We start from the raw sequence: 16,559 nt of genomic DNA, 5'->3' as shown, positions 1-16,559 counted from the left end.
CAACGACCAGTGACAGCCAGGACTGGAGAATCCCATGAGCCTTCTATTCAAGTTCAATCTGATCTTCCTGGTGGTCTTCGTCGGCGGCGTGGCCGGCGCGGGCAAGATTTCCCATGACCTGCTTCAAAGCAACGCCAAGCAGGAAGTGCTCAACCAATCGCGCCTGACCATGGAAAAGGCGCTGGCGATTCGCGCCTACACCAATGACCAGATCCGCCCGTTGCTTGAAACGCAGATGAAGTACACCTTCCTGCCCCAGACAGTGCCAGCCTATTCCGCCACGGAAGTGCTGGCGACGCTGTCCAAGAGCTTCCCCGACTACACCTACAAGGAAGCGACCCTCAATCCGACCAACCCGCGCGATCGTGCGGTCGACTGGGAAGCCGACATCGTGAATCGTTTTCGCAGCCAGGCCGATCAGAAGGAGTTCGTTGGTGAGCGCGAGTCGGGTACCGGCCGGGCGCTCTACATTGCGCGCCCGATCCGCATTACGAACGCTGCCTGCCTGGCATGCCACAGCACGGTCGAGGCGGCGCCGCACACCGTGATCGACAAGTACGGGCCGGCCAACGGCTTCGGCTGGCAGATGAACGAGGTGATCGGCGCGCAGGTCGTTTCGGTGCCCATGTCGGTACCGCTGGCGCGCGCCGAACAGACTTTCAAGGTCTTCATGGGTTCGCTCATCGGCATTTTCGTGGCCATCGGCATCGTGCTGAATGTGATGCTCTACCTGCTCGTGATCCGACCGGTGACGGCGCTGTCGAAGGTGGCCAACCGCGTCAGCCTGGGCGAATCCGATGTGCCGGAATTCCCGACGCGTGGCCGCGACGAAATCGGGATCCTGGCGAATTCGTTCACGCGCATGCGCCGCAGCCTCGATCAGGCCATCAAGATGATCGACACCTGAGGTCCGTCACCCGTATGTCGCCGCCCACCCATGTCGGTCCATACCCGATCCGTGGCGTGATCGGCTCGGGCGCGATGGGCGTCGTGTACCTGGCGCACGATCCGGGGATCGACCGTGCGGTGGCGATCAAGACGATCCACCGCCGCCTGCTCGAATCGGGCGACGACCTGAGCGTGGCGGCGCGCTTTCGCGTGGAAGCCAAGGCGGCGGGGCGGCTGAACCACCGCAACATCGTCCCGATCTACCAGTTCGGCGAAGACGACGACTGCGCGTACATCGTCATGGAATACGTTGCCGGACGAAACCTGCGCGACTATGTCCAGGCGCCGCGCAAGCTCGAGGTGCCGCAGGTGCTGTGCGTGATGATGCAACTGCTCGACGGCTTGCACTACGCCCACGAGCGCGGCATCGTGCACCGGGATATCAAGCCGGCGAATCTCCTGATTGCTGATGATGGGTGCCTCAAGATCACCGATTTCGGCATAGCGCGAACCGAAACGTCGAATCTGACGCGCGCCAATTCGATCGTCGGGTCGCCCGGCTACATCGCGCCCGAGCAGTACACGGACCGCGAGATCGACCGCCGCGTCGATGTTTTCTCGGCGGGCGTGCTGCTCTATCGGATGCTGAGCGGGACGACGCCATTTGTCGGCACGGACGACGCGATCATGTACAAGATCGTCTACGAGCCACACAAGCCGCTGAGCGAAGTGACGAACGACCCCGTGCACAAGCCGTTCGATGCAGTGCTGGACCGGGCGCTGGCGAAGGATCCGGCGCAACGCTATCCGAGCGCGATGGCGATGCGAACGGCGCTGGTGGCGCTCGCCACGGAGACGTTGCCGGAGGTGCTCCCGGCCCACATGCTGATGCCGCCTCTCCTCGAAGGCCAAGAGGCGAGCCCGGCCCCCCCGAAGGTGCGCGACGCGTCCGACATCCCCGCGCCCAATCTGCCATTCGTACCGACGGTGCCCGACTCGACGCGGATCCCCCTGGCACCCTCGAAGTCGCAGCCCGGCACAAGCCCGCCTTCGATCCCCCCGCCCACCGGATGGGACACCGCCGCGCTGGCCGGGGTCGAACGCGAACTGGCCGAGCATGTGGGCGCGGTGGCGCGCGTGCTGGTGCGTCGTGCCGCGCGCGGGTTGTCCTCGCTGGCGGAAGTGCGCCATGCCGTTGCCGGTGCGATCGTGGACATTGAAGCGCGCGAGCGCTTCCTGGCCAAGGCCGGCGCGCCGCCGACCCATGGCGCGGTCTCGGCGGCTGCCCCTGGTTCCCAGGCCTCGAGAGTCGACGGCGCAGCGCTGAGCGGCGCGCCGATGCGCGAAGGCGATGTCGACAAGGCAGCGGCCGCGCTGCTTTCCTCGATGGGTCCCATTGCGCGGATCGTCGCGAAGCGCTGCGCCGCGAAATCGACCACCCGCGAGCAATTCGTCTCCAGCATCATGGAACAGCTCGCGCCAACCGTCGATGCCCGCCGTGTGCTGGCCGACTTGTGGCGAGCCTTGGGCTGAATTCGAACGGACCGACCGTGATCGCGCTGCATGTCATGCGCCGCCCCGGCGCCACCGAGCCCGATGCGACGGCGCTTCCGCTACCGCCCGAGGGCCTCGTCATCGGCCGTTCTCTCGAATGCGACCTGGTGCTGGCCGACCCGCTGCGCGGGGTCTCGCGCCAACACGCACAAGTCGCCATGGTCGGCCAGGACGCGCGCGTGCGCTGCATCAGCAGCACCACCCCCTTGTGGGTGAACGGCACGCAGCTTGCCCCGGGTGACCAACTGGCCCTGTCGGTGGGCGATCGCCTGCGCATCGGCGGATTCGAGCTCGCTGTCGAGTCCGTCGCGGCGCCCGCTGCGCCGCGCGCGCGTCTGGATCGCTGGTTCGATCTGGACGACGCGCTCGATCCGCTCGCCGCGCAATCGCCGCTGCCCGCCCTTGCGCCGCCGCCCGAGGCGGCGTCAGCGAGCGCGGTCGTGTCCTGGAAGACGAGTGGGCTGTCCGTGCGAACCGGCACACCGATTGTGAACAGCGCGCCCTCGATGCCGCCGGCTTCGCCGCCCGTGCAAGCCGCTGTATCGGCCGTGCCGGGGCCACCCACCGCTGTGGCAGCCGAATCGACGGCGCCCGCGCCCCTTTCGTCGACTTCGGCTTTGGCTGCCGAGGGCGGGTCGCGGGACCTGACCGAACTTGCAGCGGCATTCGCTCGCGGCGCCGGACTTGACGCCGCCCAAGTCCCGCTGTTGACGCTGGACTGGATGGAACATCTGGGCGCGCTGCTGAGAGCGACCGCCGAAGGCACGCTCGCACTGCTGCAAAGCCGCTCGATCGCGAAACGCCACATGCGCGCCGAGGGCACGGTGATCGCGCCGCGCCACAACAACCCCCTGAAGTTCTCGCCGAACGCAACTGAAGCATTGACCCGCATGCTGCAGCGTGACCCGAGACCCGGGTTCCTCGACCCCGTGGCAGCGTTGCAGGACGCGAATCGCGACTTGCTGGTTCACCAGGTGGCGATGGTCGCCGGCATGCGCGCCGCGGTGTTCGAGCTCTTCTCCCGCCTGGGTCCCGAGGCCGCCGAGAACGCGGAGGGGCCGCCGCGCGGTCTTCATTCGCGCCTTCCCAGGCTCCGCGCCGCGGCGCTCTGGGAACGCCATCGCCTGCAGCACGCCCACCTGCTCGAGCACCTCGATGACGACTTCGAGACCATCTTCGGACGGGAATTCCTGCGCGCTTATGAAGCCCAGTCGCGTGTCAATGCCGACGATCCACCGCCGGAGCCCCCATGGCCCAACGCGCGTTGAACGTCTCGGTCGCGGCGCTGTCGCAAACCGGGCGGCGCGAGTGCAATGAAGACGCCTTCGGCTATTGGCTGGGCGCCGACTCCCTCGTCGCCGCCCTGTGCGACGGTGCGGGCGGGCACGGCGGCGGCCAGGCGGCCTCGCGCGCAGCCGTGACGCATGTGCTCGAAGCCTTCGCGCTCCAACCCGAGGTCAGCCCGAACGCGCTGAAACGGCTTGTCCGAGGGGCCAACGACGCAGTGGTCGCGCAGCAGGTTGCCGGCACCCTGACGGCCGATATGCGCACCACCATCGTCGTGCTGCTGTTGGACCTCCGCAGCGGCGCGGCGCTCTGGGCCCATGCCGGCGACTCGCGCCTGTACCGCTGGCATGACGCCCGATTGCTCGGGCGCACGCGTGATCAGAGCCTCGCGCAGAGCTTGCGCGATGCCGGGCTGAATGCGACCGACGCCGCCCCCGGGCAGTTGACTTCGGCGCTCGGCTCGCCCGAAGGCTTCGACTTCGAGGTCCTGGAGACGCCGCAGGTGCTCGCTTCCCGCGATGCCCTGCTGCTGTGCAGCGACGGCCTCTGGTCGGCCTTCGACGATGTTGCCATGGCGAGCAGCCTGGCCGGCTGCAGCGGCGTCCAGGCCTGGCTCGATCGCCTCGAAGCGGGTGTGCAGCGAGCCGATCGCAGCGACCAGGACAACTATTCCGCGCTCGCGATCTGGTGCGAGGCCGGTTGAACACCGAGCAGTTCGAGCAGAAGTGCCGGCTCCGGTGGCCAAGCCGCAGGCCGCGCAGCGACATCGTGTGCGGCGGCGAGCGGCCACCAGAGGCTGGCCGGCTCCGGCGGCCAGGCCTCGGCAAGTTTGAAGTCCCGCTCAGGACGGGGCGGCAAGGCGGAGATCGCGGCCTCGAGCGCTTCGGGTCCTTCCGAGACCGCGTCGAGCAGCGACGCGAGGCGTGCGGCGCTTTCGTCCGGTGAAGGCGCCGCGTTGAAGCGTTCCGCCAACGTCAGCGGAAAAGCGCGTCCGACACGATCGTGCGACGCCGTGATGATGCCGCACCAGATCTCGCCGGGCGCCGGCAGCGCCAGATAGCGCCATGGCGCGAAGGTACAGAGGCGTTCGCGCAGCGTGGTGGCGTCCAGCGTGGTCGCGGCGAGGGCGAGGCCGCGCTGCAGCCAGCCATCCCAGTCAGTGCGCCAGCGTGCAGGCAGGCCGCGGCCGACGAAGTCTCCGCGCGCGGGCAATTTGCCATACCAGGACACGCGACGCGATGACGACTTCACCATGATGCCTGCGGACAATGGAAACCTGCCAGTTCCCGGAGGGTCCAGACATCGGCGTCGGGCGCCCCGGCTGCGCTCGCCTCGACGTCGAGGGTGCGTGTGTCGACGACGAAGGTCAGCCGCGCTGGTGCGCCGCGCTCGCCCTTCCAGTCGCCGTGCAGCAGCACCCGAAGCCAGGCGAACGGACCTTCATGGATTTCGGCGCCGACCCCGGTGGGGCCGGGCGGCAACACGCGCATCAGCACTTTTTGCGTCGAAGCCGGTCCCGGCCAGGCCAATTCCTTGGCACGCGGCGGGCCGTTTTCGAATCGCAAAAGCTGGCCATCGACATCGATGCTGAACTGCAGCAGCTCGGCATCCATGCGCTGCGGCGTGAGGCGCAGCTTGAGCTCGGGCAGCGGTGCACCTTCGGGAAAGAACAGGCTGCCGATCGCCGCCGCCCGCTCGAATGCTTCCGAATTGCTCGCATTGGCGCCTGCGCTGCGCGCTTTCCACGGCCGGCTCGACGTGTCGACGCGTTCGGTCAACTGGTTGCGCCGGAATTCGTCGAACAGGCCGCCGGGTCCGAACAGGCGCGCAAAGTCGGACGGCGCCATGTCCCGCGCCGCGTTGGCACTGAACGGAAAGCGCTCACGCGTCAACGCGCTGCAAGTCTGCGCGAGTTCGACCAGGGCGGCGTCGAAACTCGGCTTGGCGCCGCCGCGCGAGCGAATCAATGTCCCGAGGTCGAGGTAAGCCTTCCGCAGCGCCGCCGGCGCGCCGGCAGCCTCGGTACGCAACGTCGCGTCGAGTTCGGCGCCGCCGGTCTCGTCGCGCTTGCCGGTGACCAGGGCGTGAAGGCGGTCAAGCGCTTGGGGTCCAGGCCCCGCCGCGTAGTCCCCGAGGGAGCCGAAGCGTGCACGCAGCGTGCCTTCGAAGGCGACCTCGGCCGCGCTACCGCCCTGTGAGGTCGCACTGAACTCGTCGGCCAGGCGTGTCAGGAGGCGGCGCAGCGGCGAATCGGGCGCCGTGAGATCCGTTGCCTGGCGCGAGGCTTCACCCGCGTCGCTGCGGGGCGCCAACACGAGGGTATCGAGTTGGCGCGACCAGGCGGCGATCACGCGTTCGGCCTGGCGCTTGCCGACCTGCGCGGCGATTTCGTCGCGCCAGGCGCGGTCCTTCTGCAGGCGTCGAACGTCGCCGCCGGTGTCGCCGAGCACCCAGTCTGCCTCGCTCGCGAGCTCATCGAACGTCCCCTCGAGCGCCGGCACCAGATTGCGCCGCCAGTCGCCGGCGCTCGAATGCGCCGGCATCGGTCCGGCGCTCGAGGCTGCGAACACGAGAGCGCTGGCCGCGCCGAGGCGTGTCGGCAGATCCTGCGGCGGCTCGGGATCAGGAACGCGTCGCAGCAAGCGCTCGTGCACGCGTTGTGCCAGCGGCAGCGCCGCGAGGGCGCTGCGCGCCGCGCGCACGCCGGCATCGTCGGGGCGCATGGCCTCGGGCAACCCGTTGCGCTCGAGCAAGTTCTCGACATGGCGCGCCAACTCGCCGCGTTCGCCGGCGCCGCTCGCCTGTGCCAGCGTCTGCCCGACCCAGCCGCGCAACTCGCCGCGGACCAGCCGTGTCGGGTTGGCGAGCATCAATGAGGCGCGCAGCGCCTCGTAGCGTGTCGCGCTGTCCTCGGCCTCGCGCAGGTCGCTGCGCAAGCGCCCGATGAGCAGCGGCGCCAGACTCCGATCGAGCATCTCCCGGTAGACCTGTTCCGCCGAGCGCGCCAGCCGCGGTCCCTGGAACAGGCCGAAGCCGAAGCCGGCGGGCGGTTCATCCGGGTCGATGCCGTCGTTCGCGGCCAGATGCTCGAGCAGCGAATAAAGCGGCAGCACCTGCTCAAGGCCTGCCGATTCCAGGGGACCGATGCGCCGGGTCAACTGCTCGACACGCGCGCGCACGGCGTCGACATAGTCGAGGTTTCGTCGATAGCTCTGCCACCACAGGGCAGAAGTGGCGAGCAGCGCGGCACTGGCAAATGCTGCGCCGAACATGATGGCGCGCCGCCGCAAACGCAGCCGCTGTAGTCGCTGACCTGCCAGGGGCGCCTCCGCGATCACCAGCCGCTTGAGCAACGCGTTCAGGAAAAACGACTTGCCACCGGCATCAGGGCGCGGCAGCGGCTTCAGCGCCAGGCCGTGACTGCGCGCGAGTTCGCCGATGACCCGATCGATCGGATTGCCCTCCTGTGTGCCACTCGTCAACGCGATCGAACGCAAGCGTTGCGCCGGTTCGGCTGCAATGTCCGCGAACGCCTCGCGCACGAATCCTTCGAGGGGCCCGAGCAGCGCCTTGAACTGTGCTGCAAACGCGTAGATCGGCAGACGGCGCTGCGGCGTCCGTTCATGCTGCAGCAACTCGGGACTGCGCTGTGTCAAGCGCTGCGCGAGGTCGTCGAGGCGCGTTCCGAGATCGGCCGGGAGGCCTGCAACATCGGCGTCGAACACCGCGCCCCAGAACTGCTCGCGCTGTGCGGCATCGAGATCGCCAAAGGTTTCGACAAAGCCGGAGAGCAGGTCGGCCTTGGTCACCAGCAGGTAGATCGGAAAGGTGAGATCGAGCTCGCGGCGCAGTTCTTCCAGGCGCGATGCGACGGCTGCCGACTGGCGCGCGAGTTCTGCGCCGCCTTGCAGCAGGTCGGGCACGCTGACGCTGACGATCACGCCATTGATGGGCTGCACGGGTCGGTGTCGGCGCAGGAGCGCGAGGAACTGCTGCCATTCCCCGGCGTCGACCGCGGCGTCGCTGTCCTGTGTCGTGTAGCGTCCTGCCGTGTCGATGAACACGGCGTCCTCGCTGAACCACCAGTCGCACTGGCGCGTTCCGCCGATGCCCGCGAGCGGGTCGCGTCCGAGCTTTTCGGCGAGCGGAAAGCGCAGGCCCGAATGCAAGATCGCGGTGGTCTTGCCGCCCCCGGGCGCGCCGATGATCAGGTACCAGGGCAGTTGCTGCACCTGTCGCCGGCGCTGCCACCAGCGACGCGTGCCTTGCGCCCCGACTCCCTGCCGCAGCATCGCGAGCGCCTCGTGGAAACGCTGGCTCAGCTCAACGCCGGCATCGCCGGATTCGAGGCCCTTCAGCAGTCGCTCGTTGCGCCGCCGGGCCAGCAACGCCCGCAGCCCGCTCAGGCCGACCAGCAAGAGCGCCACCAGCACCAGCAAGGCCACGCGCGCACGGGCGCCGTCGAAGGGGTGCCAGCTGCCGAAGGCGAACAGCGGCGCCGCAAACCACAACAGGGCGCCTGCCGCACCGAGGTTGACGGCGCGTTGCACGAAGCGTGGCGACGCCTTCATTGCGGGAACAGGACGATCTCGACGCGTCGCGGTGGCGCGCGGCCCGCGGTGTCGACACGGGCCTCGACCGCCAGCCGCTCATCGCCGAGTTGCGGCCGCAAGACGTCGGCGGCACCGCGCGCCCATTCCATCGCCTGATGCCAAGCCGAGGGCGTGCGAGCCGTCGGGGGATCGCTGCCATCGGTGTAGCCGACGACAAGAACCTTGCCCGGCAGCTTCTTCAGCGCTTCGCCCAGGCGCGTCAATGGCGCGGTGGCATCGCCGAGCGCATCGGCGTCGACCACGACCACGCTGCGCAGCGCCTCGTCGCGCACGGACAACCGGCCCGCATCGATGTCGCCACGCAGGCTCGAGGCCAGCCGCGGCGGCGCCGTCGCCGCGCCCGCGACCGGCTGCACGGCGACGGTGGGTGCCGGTACGAGTCGCTGCAAGGATGCCAGCACGCCGTCGACGCGCGCTGCAAGGTGAAGCTGGCTGGCGCTGTAGATGCCCACGGCAAGCACGCCGAGCAGCAGGACCGCCGGCAACGCGACGCGTGGCGCCCGCGGTGGGCTGGCCGCGGCAGCCGCGCAGTGCCACGAAGGCACCAACGCCGGAGCCGGCGCCACCTGTTCGAGCGCGAGGTGCACCCGTGCGCGCAGCATTTCATGCTCGCGGCTGTTGGGGGCCATGCCCGCGCGCAGACCGAGACTCAGGCAGGTATGGAAGAGTTCGAGCAGCGCGCGATGCTCGCGCGGCTTTTCGGCCAGCCGCGACAGCAGGCGCAACAGCTTGTCGCCGCCGTCGGCCTCGCCGTGAAAGCGCTGCAGCAGTCCGGCGCCTCCCGTACCGAACGGCGCGGCGCCAAACTGCTCGTCGCCCCAGGCACAGAGTACGTAGCTCGCGGCCGCGACGCTTGCCTCGTCGACACCTGCGACGCGCGCATTGGCCTCGAAATGGGCCACCACCGCGGCCAGCGTGCGGCGCAATTCGGCCGGGTCGACCGACGTCGCGTCGTGCAAGCGTGCCACCAGGGCAATGAGGGGGAGGGCCTCGGCGCGCAGCGCGCGCGCGGCAGCCGGCTCGTCGACGCCATCCGAAGCACCGGAAGCCGGCGACCCAGGCGCGGCGCCAGGTTGCATCATTTGGCCCACCCCAGTTGCAGTCGGCGCGCCTGCGCATCGAGGCGCGCACGCGGCGCCAACGATCCAACCGGCAACGGCAGCACGGCACGCCACTCCGAGCGCTCGATCTCCCGAAACGCACCGAACACCGCGACGGCACGCGCGTCGCCGCGCAACTCGAGGTCCAGCTCGCGCGCTTCGCCGGGGCGGAGGTACAGACTCTGGCGAACGAGCATATTCGACCCGAGGGTCGCTTCGTCATCGTCGTAGAGGCTGTCGAAACTCGCCTTTTCGAACCCGCTCGCATCACTCAGCACATAGATCCGCAGCGCCAACGAGGCCGACGCATCGCGCGCATCGGTGTTCAGGCTGCGCTGCGCCTGTACGAGCAGCTGCAGGTTGCGTTTTGGCCCGGCCAGCGCCGCTGCCGGACCTGGGTTGAACATGAAATTCACGACCATCGAGGTGTTGACCCAGGGGATCTGGCGCTCCGCGGTGTCGCGCAGCACCTTGATGCGTACGGTCTTCATCATTTCCTCGACATCCACGCCACGGGTTCGCATCTCGGTGGCGAGATAGCGCGTGTAGATGCTGTTGCCGCCGACCGGGCCGTCCTCGGCGACGCGACCGGGCGCGGCGGAGAAGGCAATGAGGGCGCCCGGCGCCGCCATCTCGGCCAAGCCGTTGGCGTTGCGCGAAGCGTCACCGCGCGCCGCGAAGGGGTCGTTGCGGCAAGCGTCGATGATGAAAATGCGGGCGCGCGGACGCACCCGATCCACATGCGTGAGCAGCGCTTCCTGCATGTCGATGGCCTCGTCGCGCACTTCGGCCTCATCGCGCAACGCGATGTCGACCGGCAGCAGGAAGTTGCGCCCGCCGATCTGCACGCCGTGGCCGGCGTAATAGAAAACCGACGCGACCTGATCGTCGTCCATGCGGCGCGCGAATTCCCGCAGCACGCGCTTGAAGTCGCGGGCATTGAGATTGAGATACTCGCCGACCTCGAAGTTGAGGCTGCGCAACGTCTGCGCGACCAGGCGAGCGTCGTGCTCGGGATTGTTCAGCGGGAGTTCGGGGTACCGCGCGTTGCCGATCACGAGTGCGACACGACGTTGCCCGGGCGAGTCGACCGTGGCCTGCGGTTGCGCGAGGCTGGCTCGGCTCCACCACACCGGCACGCAACCGAAGCCAAGGCAGGCGAGCAGGCGACGGCGAATCATGGTACGGCCGGATGAATGGATGCTGCGGACCTCTGGGACTCCACTGGCGATCGCATCCCATTCTCGGCGGTGCGCTGCGGCGGCACAAGGGGAAGGCGGGGCCGCCGAAATTCGGTCATGGCCCCGCCGTGAGTACTCGCAAGGACTGATCAGGCGCCGCGGAATTGCACCCGACGGTTGATGGCGGCGTACGGGTCGGTGTCTTCGAGCGGCCGGCCTTGGCCGTAACCGACGGTCTTCAGGCGTGCGGCGTCGATGCCGTGGTGCACGAGATAGTCACGCACGGCGCGGGCCCGGTTGCGCGACAACTCGAGGTTGTAGGCCGCGCTGCCCGCGGCGTCGGTGTGCCCTTCGATCGTGACCTTGCTTCCAGGCGCCATCAGTTCGATGCCCTTGGCGAGGGCGTCGAGCTGGGTCCGTGCGGCCGGGAGGATCTCGGCGGAATCGAAAGCGAACCGCACCGGCAAGGACAGCGCCGAGGCGGCGGCTTTCGAGTCATTGCGCGCGACATGTGCGGTTTCCGAGGGACGCGCCGATGCATTGACCCGGGAGCTCGCCGCGACCGCCGTGGCCTTCGCCGGGGCTGCGGGCGGATCGTCGAGCAGGCGGATCGAACGGTTCAGCACGTCCGCCACGTCCTGCGGGATCACGAGTTGGCCTTCGTGGTAGATCACGACCTTCTCGGCCCTGGCGGCGGGGGCGATCATTGCAGCGGCGGCGGCGAGAGCGAGGGCGAGGGTGCTGAGGTAGCGGATCATTTGAGGGCTCCTTGGGCGTTGGGTCGTCGATAACCATGGGTTGCGCGCGCCGCCTGCCCGGTTCAATCTTTATCGACCGTGCCGATGCCGCGGATGGAGCGTGTCACCGCCGGGTCGCCGTGATAGCGCACGTGACCGACACCGCCGATGCGCACCGCCAGCGTGTTGCTGGCGGCGAGCTGCGCTTCACCGTTGCCATCGATGGCCACGTCGGCGCGCTCGCTGGCGAGCTTGGGTGCGGAATAGGTGCCAACGCCGGTGATGGCAAGTTGCTGCGCCGTCACTTTGCCGCCGCCAACCGCGACATCGCCGGCACCGGTGATCCGCACGTCGAGGTTGCGCGCGTTTTCCAGGCGATCGACGCGGATCGAGCCGCTGCCTGCCAGCACCAGGGTGAGCGTATCGCTGCGCAGCGCGCCGATGGTGATCGCACCGACGGCGCGCGACTCGAAGGCTCGCAACGCCTGGACGCCGAGCTTCATCCGGATCGGCTGCTGCGTCTCGACCCGGCCAGGCGCAAGGCCGATGACCAGGCGTCGACCGTGGACCTCGGTCGTGATCTTGCTCAGCACTGCAGGCTCGGCCTCCAGGGTCAGCGACTCACGGGGTCCCTGTTCGACGCTGACGTCGCCGGAGACGGTAGACACGACTTCGTCGAAGTCGGCGACGCTGCGGGGTTCCGTGGCGGCCTGTGCGGGCCCGGAAGGGGCCGCGGCAAGAACCGCGGCACAGCCAGCGGCAAGGGCCGCAACTCGGAGCGACGGCGGTACCGGGAAGGCTTGGATGAACCAGTTCATGATGGGGCTCCAGGCTGGGGCGAGGGTGGGCTCAGCGCGGCAGCGCGAGGCTGGGCGGGGGTGGGGCAGGGCGCGCCAGGCAGGTCGTCCCGTTGAGATCGGCGGTGACGATCAAGTCTCTGCCATGGCGGTCGATCGCCACCATCTTTGCACCCTGCCGCGCTTCGGCGCCGAGGGTGACCGGCGCTTCATCGAACAGCAGGAAACCGTTCTGCCAGCAGCGGAGTTGATAGGTGGCGGGTGCCTTCCTGCTCGCGGCCCGTGGCGCAGGCGCGACTCGGGAAGCGACACGGTCGTCGCCACCGATTGCGCCGGCGCCTGCGGTCGCGCCGCGGGGCAACTGCAGGACCAGGCCGGTCACGGCGGCAAGGGCCACCAGGGACACCGCTGCCAGGCGGGCGCCGCGCTGCTTCTGGTGATCGGGATGGAAATCACTTGGCTTGTACATGGAAGTTCTCCTGGGCGAGCGTGCCGCCGCTGGCTTTGGCGAAGGCGGCGTGGATCATGTCGAGCGAGGCGCCGGGCAGGGGTTCGAAGTCGATGCCGACCAACGCCTGGGGCAGTGAAGGCATCACGTCGCGCGGCGTGGCGAAGCAGGAAACCGTCTCGGGCACGCCCTTCGAATTCATCGAGAGCTGGAAGCGCATCGGGCCGGGCAACGTGAGCGGCTTGGCCGCAGCGATGCGTGAGTCGCGGGTGAACCGGTTGGGGAAGAAGCGGACGATCTTGCCGTCCTCATCCTGCAGATAGCAGTAGACATGCGCGTCCTGCGACGGCGCAAGGGCGAGGCTGATCGCTTCGCCGCGGGCAAACCGCGTCTGCTGGTTCGGGGCCGACACTGACAGCTTCAGCGGCGCCGCCTGCGATGCGGGGGTTTGTGCCGCCGCTGCCGCTGCCGCTGGCGCCGCCGCCGCAGCCGCCGACGACGACGACGACGATGCTGGGGCTGTCGCAGCCGCCGGAGATCCGAGCGTGGTGGCAAGCGTGCCAGGCGCAACGTAGCGTGCCGGTTGGGCCGGTCGCTGGATCTTGCTGTGGTCTGCGGCGAGGAAGGCACTGAAGAATTTCTCGTCGAGCTTGGGCTCGCGGCTGAGGCCGAGTTGGGCGCGATAGTTGGAGATCGCCTCGTCGATGGCAGGATTGAATTCCCCGTCGATCGGGCCGTCGTAGAACCCGCGCTGCCGCATCTGGTTCTGGAAGTAGGCGATCAGCTCGACGCGCGTCGCAGCCATCGCGCCGTACCAATCCAGCATCTCGAGACGCGTTTCCTCATTCGCTTTCGGGTCGCTGACGCCCAGGCAGGTCCAGTAGGGGGTCTTCGTCAGCTTGCCGATGAGTTCCACCACCGCCAGTTCGACCAGCCCGCGCAGCGCCTGCGACTGGCCTTCCGAACGCGCCAGGTTCATGCTGTAGTTGATGCCGAACTTGTGATACGCGGCATCGCCGTCGATGCCTCTGCCTTGTTTCATGATCACCACGGCATTGCGCGACGTGACGCCCGGCAATACCCCCATGTCGCTGGTCGTCAGCATGCTCAGGTCGAGCGCCAGCATGCTGGTGGACGCATCTTTGGCAACGCCGAGGTTGAGGTACGGGAAGTAGCCAACACCCAGGTCCTTCTGGTTCTTGATCAGGTTCTCGTCGAACTGCGACACGGAGCCCTTGATGTCGTACCGCGGAATCGCCTGGTAGACCGCCGTGGTTTGCGCCGCCGAGAGAAAGCTGACCACGTTCAGCGTGTCCTTGCCGAACGCGACCAGACGCACCGCGCGGCTGCGCCGCGACATGTCCGACACCGCCGAGATCAACATGTCGCGCGTTCCGGCGTTCAGCTTCTTCGTTTCGTCATTGATTTCCTCGGTCAGCATCGTCACGTCGTGCACGCCGTAGTCGATCATCAGCGTGTCCATGCAACGCAGTGCCGGCGAAAAGCCCGTGATCGAGCGCTGCGGCAGTTGCTCGGGGCCGACGCGGATCTCGGCGGTCTGCTCGACCGTTTGCTGCTTGACCTCGAGCGTCTGGCAGCCCGCGAGTGCTGCGAGTGCGGCAAGCGCTATGAAGCGCGCGATGCGGGGCGGTTTCATGACATCTCCGATGTGTGGGAATTCAGTTCACTGGCAACCGCCGCGGCCGACGATGTTGATGGCATTGGGTGCGAACACGAACACCTCGCGCGGCGCGGCGCCGATGCGTCCGCCGGTGTCGATGTTGCCGATGCTCTGGCTCCCGCAGCTGCCTTGGTTTGGATCCGCGGACTTCCCTTGTTCTTCAGCCTTGCGCTCCTGTGCGCTGATGCGGACCTTCTCCTTGGCGATCTTCGCGCGGAACCGCGTGTCGACGTCCAGCAGCTCCTGTCCCGCGAAGGCATGGGCGCAGGCGCCCAGCGTGACGGCGACAAGGACGATGCGGGAGGTGCGAACGAGGGTTGCATTCATGGTGAGTTCTCCTTGCTGAAAAGACCGCCAGCGCCGGTGGTGCTGGCGGACGCGGGGCGAAAGCACTGCGCGTGGTTACTTGGCGACTCCGATGGACTGCGAGGCGCTGGACAGGAAGCCGCTTGCACTGTTGTTCGAGCCCGTGGCGATGACGGTCGAGTTGGTCAGCTTGCCGTTGCCTTGTGCGCCGCCGATCTGCTGGGTGGCCGAGGACAGGAAGCCGGAGGCGGAGTTGCTTGCACCATTGGCGAGCACCGTGCTGTTGGTGACCGTGCCGTTGCCCTTGGCGAAGCCCACTTCCTGCGTGGCGCTGCTGAGGAAGCCCGAAGCAGTGTTGTTCAGGTTCGTGCCGAGAACCGTGCTGTTGGCGATCTGGCCATTGTCCTGGGCGTGGCCGACGTTTTGGGTCGCCGACGACAGGAAGCCCGAGGCGGTGTTGTTTGCGCCATTGACGAGCACCGTGCTGTTCGAGATCTTGGAGTTTTGCTCGGACACACCGATATTCTGGGCCGCCGAGGCCAGGAAGCCGGACGCGTTGTTGTTGGCGTTGGTCGACAACACCGTGGTGTTTGCGATTTCGCCGGCCATCGCGCCACCGAAGGCGAAACCGAGGGCGATGAGGATGGATGCTTTGCGAACGATTTGCATGATGATCTCCAGAGAGTGATGACAGGGGTTGAGGTCGGGCTTGCCGAATTGCTTGCCTTCCCGCCCATGGGTTGCGACCCGTCCGGATTCGGTTCAAACAGATTTCGGATGAAGGGCGCACCGGGGTAGGATCGCCCGCGATGCCCGACAGCGCGCCGCCTGATCCGCCTCCACGCCCCGCACGCCTGACGGGCTTGCGCGGCGCCTTCGACGCGCTGCGCAATTTCGGGCTGATGGGCCTCGGCACGCCCGGTGCGAGCGACTACGACAGCTTCACGGCCAGTGACGGCCACGTGGTTCCCGTGTGCGTGCTCGGCGGCGGGTCGCCGCTGATACTGGTGCATGGGTTCGGATGCACGCATCGCGACTGGTTGCCCGTAGCCCGGAGGCTGGCGCGGCGCCATTGCGTGCTCGCCTGGGACGCACGCGGCCATGGCAGTTGCCGGTCGGTGAATGGCAGTATCACGCTGGCGCGACTGGCGAACGACCTGGCCGAGGTACTCGACCACTTCGGGCTACAGCGTTCGATCCTGGTCGGGCATTCCATGGGCGCGCTGACGCTGATGCAGTACTTGCATCTGCACGGCACGCAGCGCGTCGCTGCGGTGGCGCTGGTCGACCAGTCGCCGCGCATCGTGACGGACGACAGCTGGCGACTCGGGCTGTTCGGGGGCTGCAGCGCGGCGATGTTGTCCGGGCTGCTCGCTGGCGCACGCCGCGATTTGGCCGGCATGTTGTTGAACGAGGTCGGCGCGCTCGGAGGCGCCTGGTTGCAGCGGCAACTGAGTGTCGAAGCACCGCTTGGACGGATGTTGCGCCGCAGTCTGGGCCGCATCGATGTCCGGCCGCTGCTCGACCTCGCCGAGTCGATGGCGCAGGCCGACTTCCGCACTTCGCTGTCGCGCCTCGACGCGCCGCTGCTTGTCGTGCTCGGGGCGCGCAGCCCGCACTACGCCGGTGTGCCGCTCGATGGCTGGTATCGCGACACGGTGAAGCACGCGCAGATTTCGATCTACCCGCATGCAGGCCATTCGCCGCATGTCAGCGAGCCGCTGCGCTTCGCGCGCGAGCTCGAGCGCTTCATCGACGACCACGCGTGAGCGGTTTAGGGCCTGTTCACACTACTTCCGGGGATCGCGTTGCCGCGCAAAGGGGCTGGATGCAAGGCGCCCGCGCGCAGCAAGGCTTTGGCCTTGCAAGCGTGGGCAACGCCGCAGACGGCCCCTTTGCACGACAACCCGAAGGGAAGGTATGCCAGGACGGGCCACTCGGCGTTGCGCTCCTTGCATGTGCCAACG

At 68.0% G+C, this 16,559-nt stretch carries 15 protein-coding genes; 5 read left to right on the top strand and 10 right to left on the bottom strand.

Annotated elements, in window-relative coordinates; all coding sequences use genetic code 11:
• Positions 1-34: 34 nt before the first annotated feature.
• From AC1DN9_RS00075 to AC1DN9_RS00060, 4 genes are read left to right on the top strand one after another with little or no spacing between them, the layout of a single operon-like run.
• The gene (locus AC1DN9_RS00075) at positions 35-907 is read left to right on the top strand and encodes a c-type heme family protein (RefSeq protein WP_478096130.1); all 873 of its coding nucleotides are present in this window, start codon (positions 35-37) and stop codon (positions 905-907) included.
• A 14-nt stretch (positions 908-921) separates the two neighbouring features.
• The gene (locus AC1DN9_RS00070) at positions 922-2,421 is read left to right on the top strand and encodes a serine/threonine-protein kinase (RefSeq protein ID WP_478096129.1); all 1,500 of its coding nucleotides are present in this window, start codon (positions 922-924) and stop codon (positions 2,419-2,421) included.
• A 17-nt stretch (positions 2,422-2,438) separates the two neighbouring features.
• Positions 2,439-3,710, top strand: a complete 1,272-nt coding sequence (gene tagH, locus AC1DN9_RS00065) for a type VI secretion system-associated FHA domain protein TagH (protein ID WP_478096127.1) — start codon at positions 2,439-2,441, stop codon at positions 3,708-3,710.
• Positions 3,692-4,432, top strand: a complete 741-nt coding sequence (locus tag AC1DN9_RS00060) for a PP2C family protein-serine/threonine phosphatase (RefSeq protein WP_478096126.1) — start codon at positions 3,692-3,694, stop codon at positions 4,430-4,432. The genes tagH and AC1DN9_RS00060 overlap by 19 nt, the downstream gene beginning before the upstream one ends.
• On the opposite strand, the gene tagF is transcribed toward AC1DN9_RS00060, so the two are convergent.
• From tagF to AC1DN9_RS00010, 10 genes are all read right to left on the bottom strand, one after another.
• Complete coding sequence (gene tagF / locus AC1DN9_RS00055; RefSeq protein ID WP_478096125.1) at positions 4,396-4,983, bottom strand: type VI secretion system-associated protein TagF; 588 nt, start codon at positions 4,981-4,983, stop codon at positions 4,396-4,398. The two genes, AC1DN9_RS00060 and tagF, sit on opposite strands and share 37 nt — an antisense overlap.
• On the bottom strand, positions 4,977-8,300 hold the full coding sequence (gene tssM, locus AC1DN9_RS00050) for a type VI secretion system membrane subunit TssM (protein ID WP_478096123.1): 3,324 nt from the start codon (positions 8,298-8,300) through the stop codon (positions 4,977-4,979). Before tssM ends, tagF begins: the two co-directional genes overlap by 7 nt.
• On the bottom strand, positions 8,297-9,424 hold the full coding sequence (locus AC1DN9_RS00045; protein WP_478096121.1) for a DotU/TssL family secretion system protein: 1,128 nt from the start codon (positions 9,422-9,424) through the stop codon (positions 8,297-8,299). Before AC1DN9_RS00045 ends, tssM begins: the two co-directional genes overlap by 4 nt.
• A complete protein-coding gene (gene tssJ / locus AC1DN9_RS00040) occupies positions 9,421-10,623 on the bottom strand; it encodes a type VI secretion system lipoprotein TssJ (protein ID WP_478096119.1) in 1,203 nt (400 codons plus the stop codon). The genes AC1DN9_RS00045 and tssJ overlap by 4 nt, the downstream gene beginning before the upstream one ends.
• 149 nt (positions 10,624-10,772) lie before the next feature.
• The gene (locus AC1DN9_RS00035) at positions 10,773-11,381 is read right to left on the bottom strand and encodes an OmpA family protein (protein ID WP_478096118.1); all 609 of its coding nucleotides are present in this window, start codon (positions 11,379-11,381) and stop codon (positions 10,773-10,775) included.
• A gap of 62 nt (positions 11,382-11,443) precedes the next feature.
• Positions 11,444-12,178: a GIN domain-containing protein gene (locus tag AC1DN9_RS00030; RefSeq protein WP_478096115.1), complete on the bottom strand. Its 735-nt coding sequence runs from the start codon at positions 12,176-12,178 to the stop codon at positions 11,444-11,446.
• 31 nt (positions 12,179-12,209) lie between these two features.
• Positions 12,210-12,626 (bottom strand): hypothetical protein, encoded by a 417-nt coding sequence (locus AC1DN9_RS00025; RefSeq protein WP_478096114.1) that lies wholly within the window; start codon positions 12,624-12,626, stop codon positions 12,210-12,212.
• On the bottom strand, positions 12,610-14,262 hold the full coding sequence (locus AC1DN9_RS00020; protein ID WP_478096112.1) for a DUF4384 domain-containing protein: 1,653 nt from the start codon (positions 14,260-14,262) through the stop codon (positions 12,610-12,612). The genes AC1DN9_RS00025 and AC1DN9_RS00020 overlap by 17 nt, the downstream gene beginning before the upstream one ends.
• 27 nt (positions 14,263-14,289) lie before the next feature.
• Complete coding sequence (locus AC1DN9_RS00015) at positions 14,290-14,613, bottom strand: hypothetical protein (protein WP_478096110.1); 324 nt, start codon at positions 14,611-14,613, stop codon at positions 14,290-14,292.
• A gap of 75 nt (positions 14,614-14,688) precedes the next feature.
• Complete coding sequence (locus AC1DN9_RS00010; protein ID WP_478096108.1) at positions 14,689-15,261, bottom strand: hypothetical protein; 573 nt, start codon at positions 15,259-15,261, stop codon at positions 14,689-14,691.
• A 140-nt stretch (positions 15,262-15,401) separates the two neighbouring features.
• Between AC1DN9_RS00010 and AC1DN9_RS00005 the strand changes: the two genes are divergently transcribed.
• A complete protein-coding gene (locus tag AC1DN9_RS00005) occupies positions 15,402-16,361 on the top strand; it encodes an alpha/beta fold hydrolase (RefSeq protein ID WP_478096106.1) in 960 nt (319 codons plus the stop codon).
• Positions 16,362-16,559: the final 198 nt, after the last annotated feature.

The sequence above is a fragment of the Variovorax sp. 05L425 genome, assembly GCF_056397705.1.
Note: the sequence above shows the minus strand (reverse complement) of the source record. Positions and strands in the feature narration are given on the sequence as shown.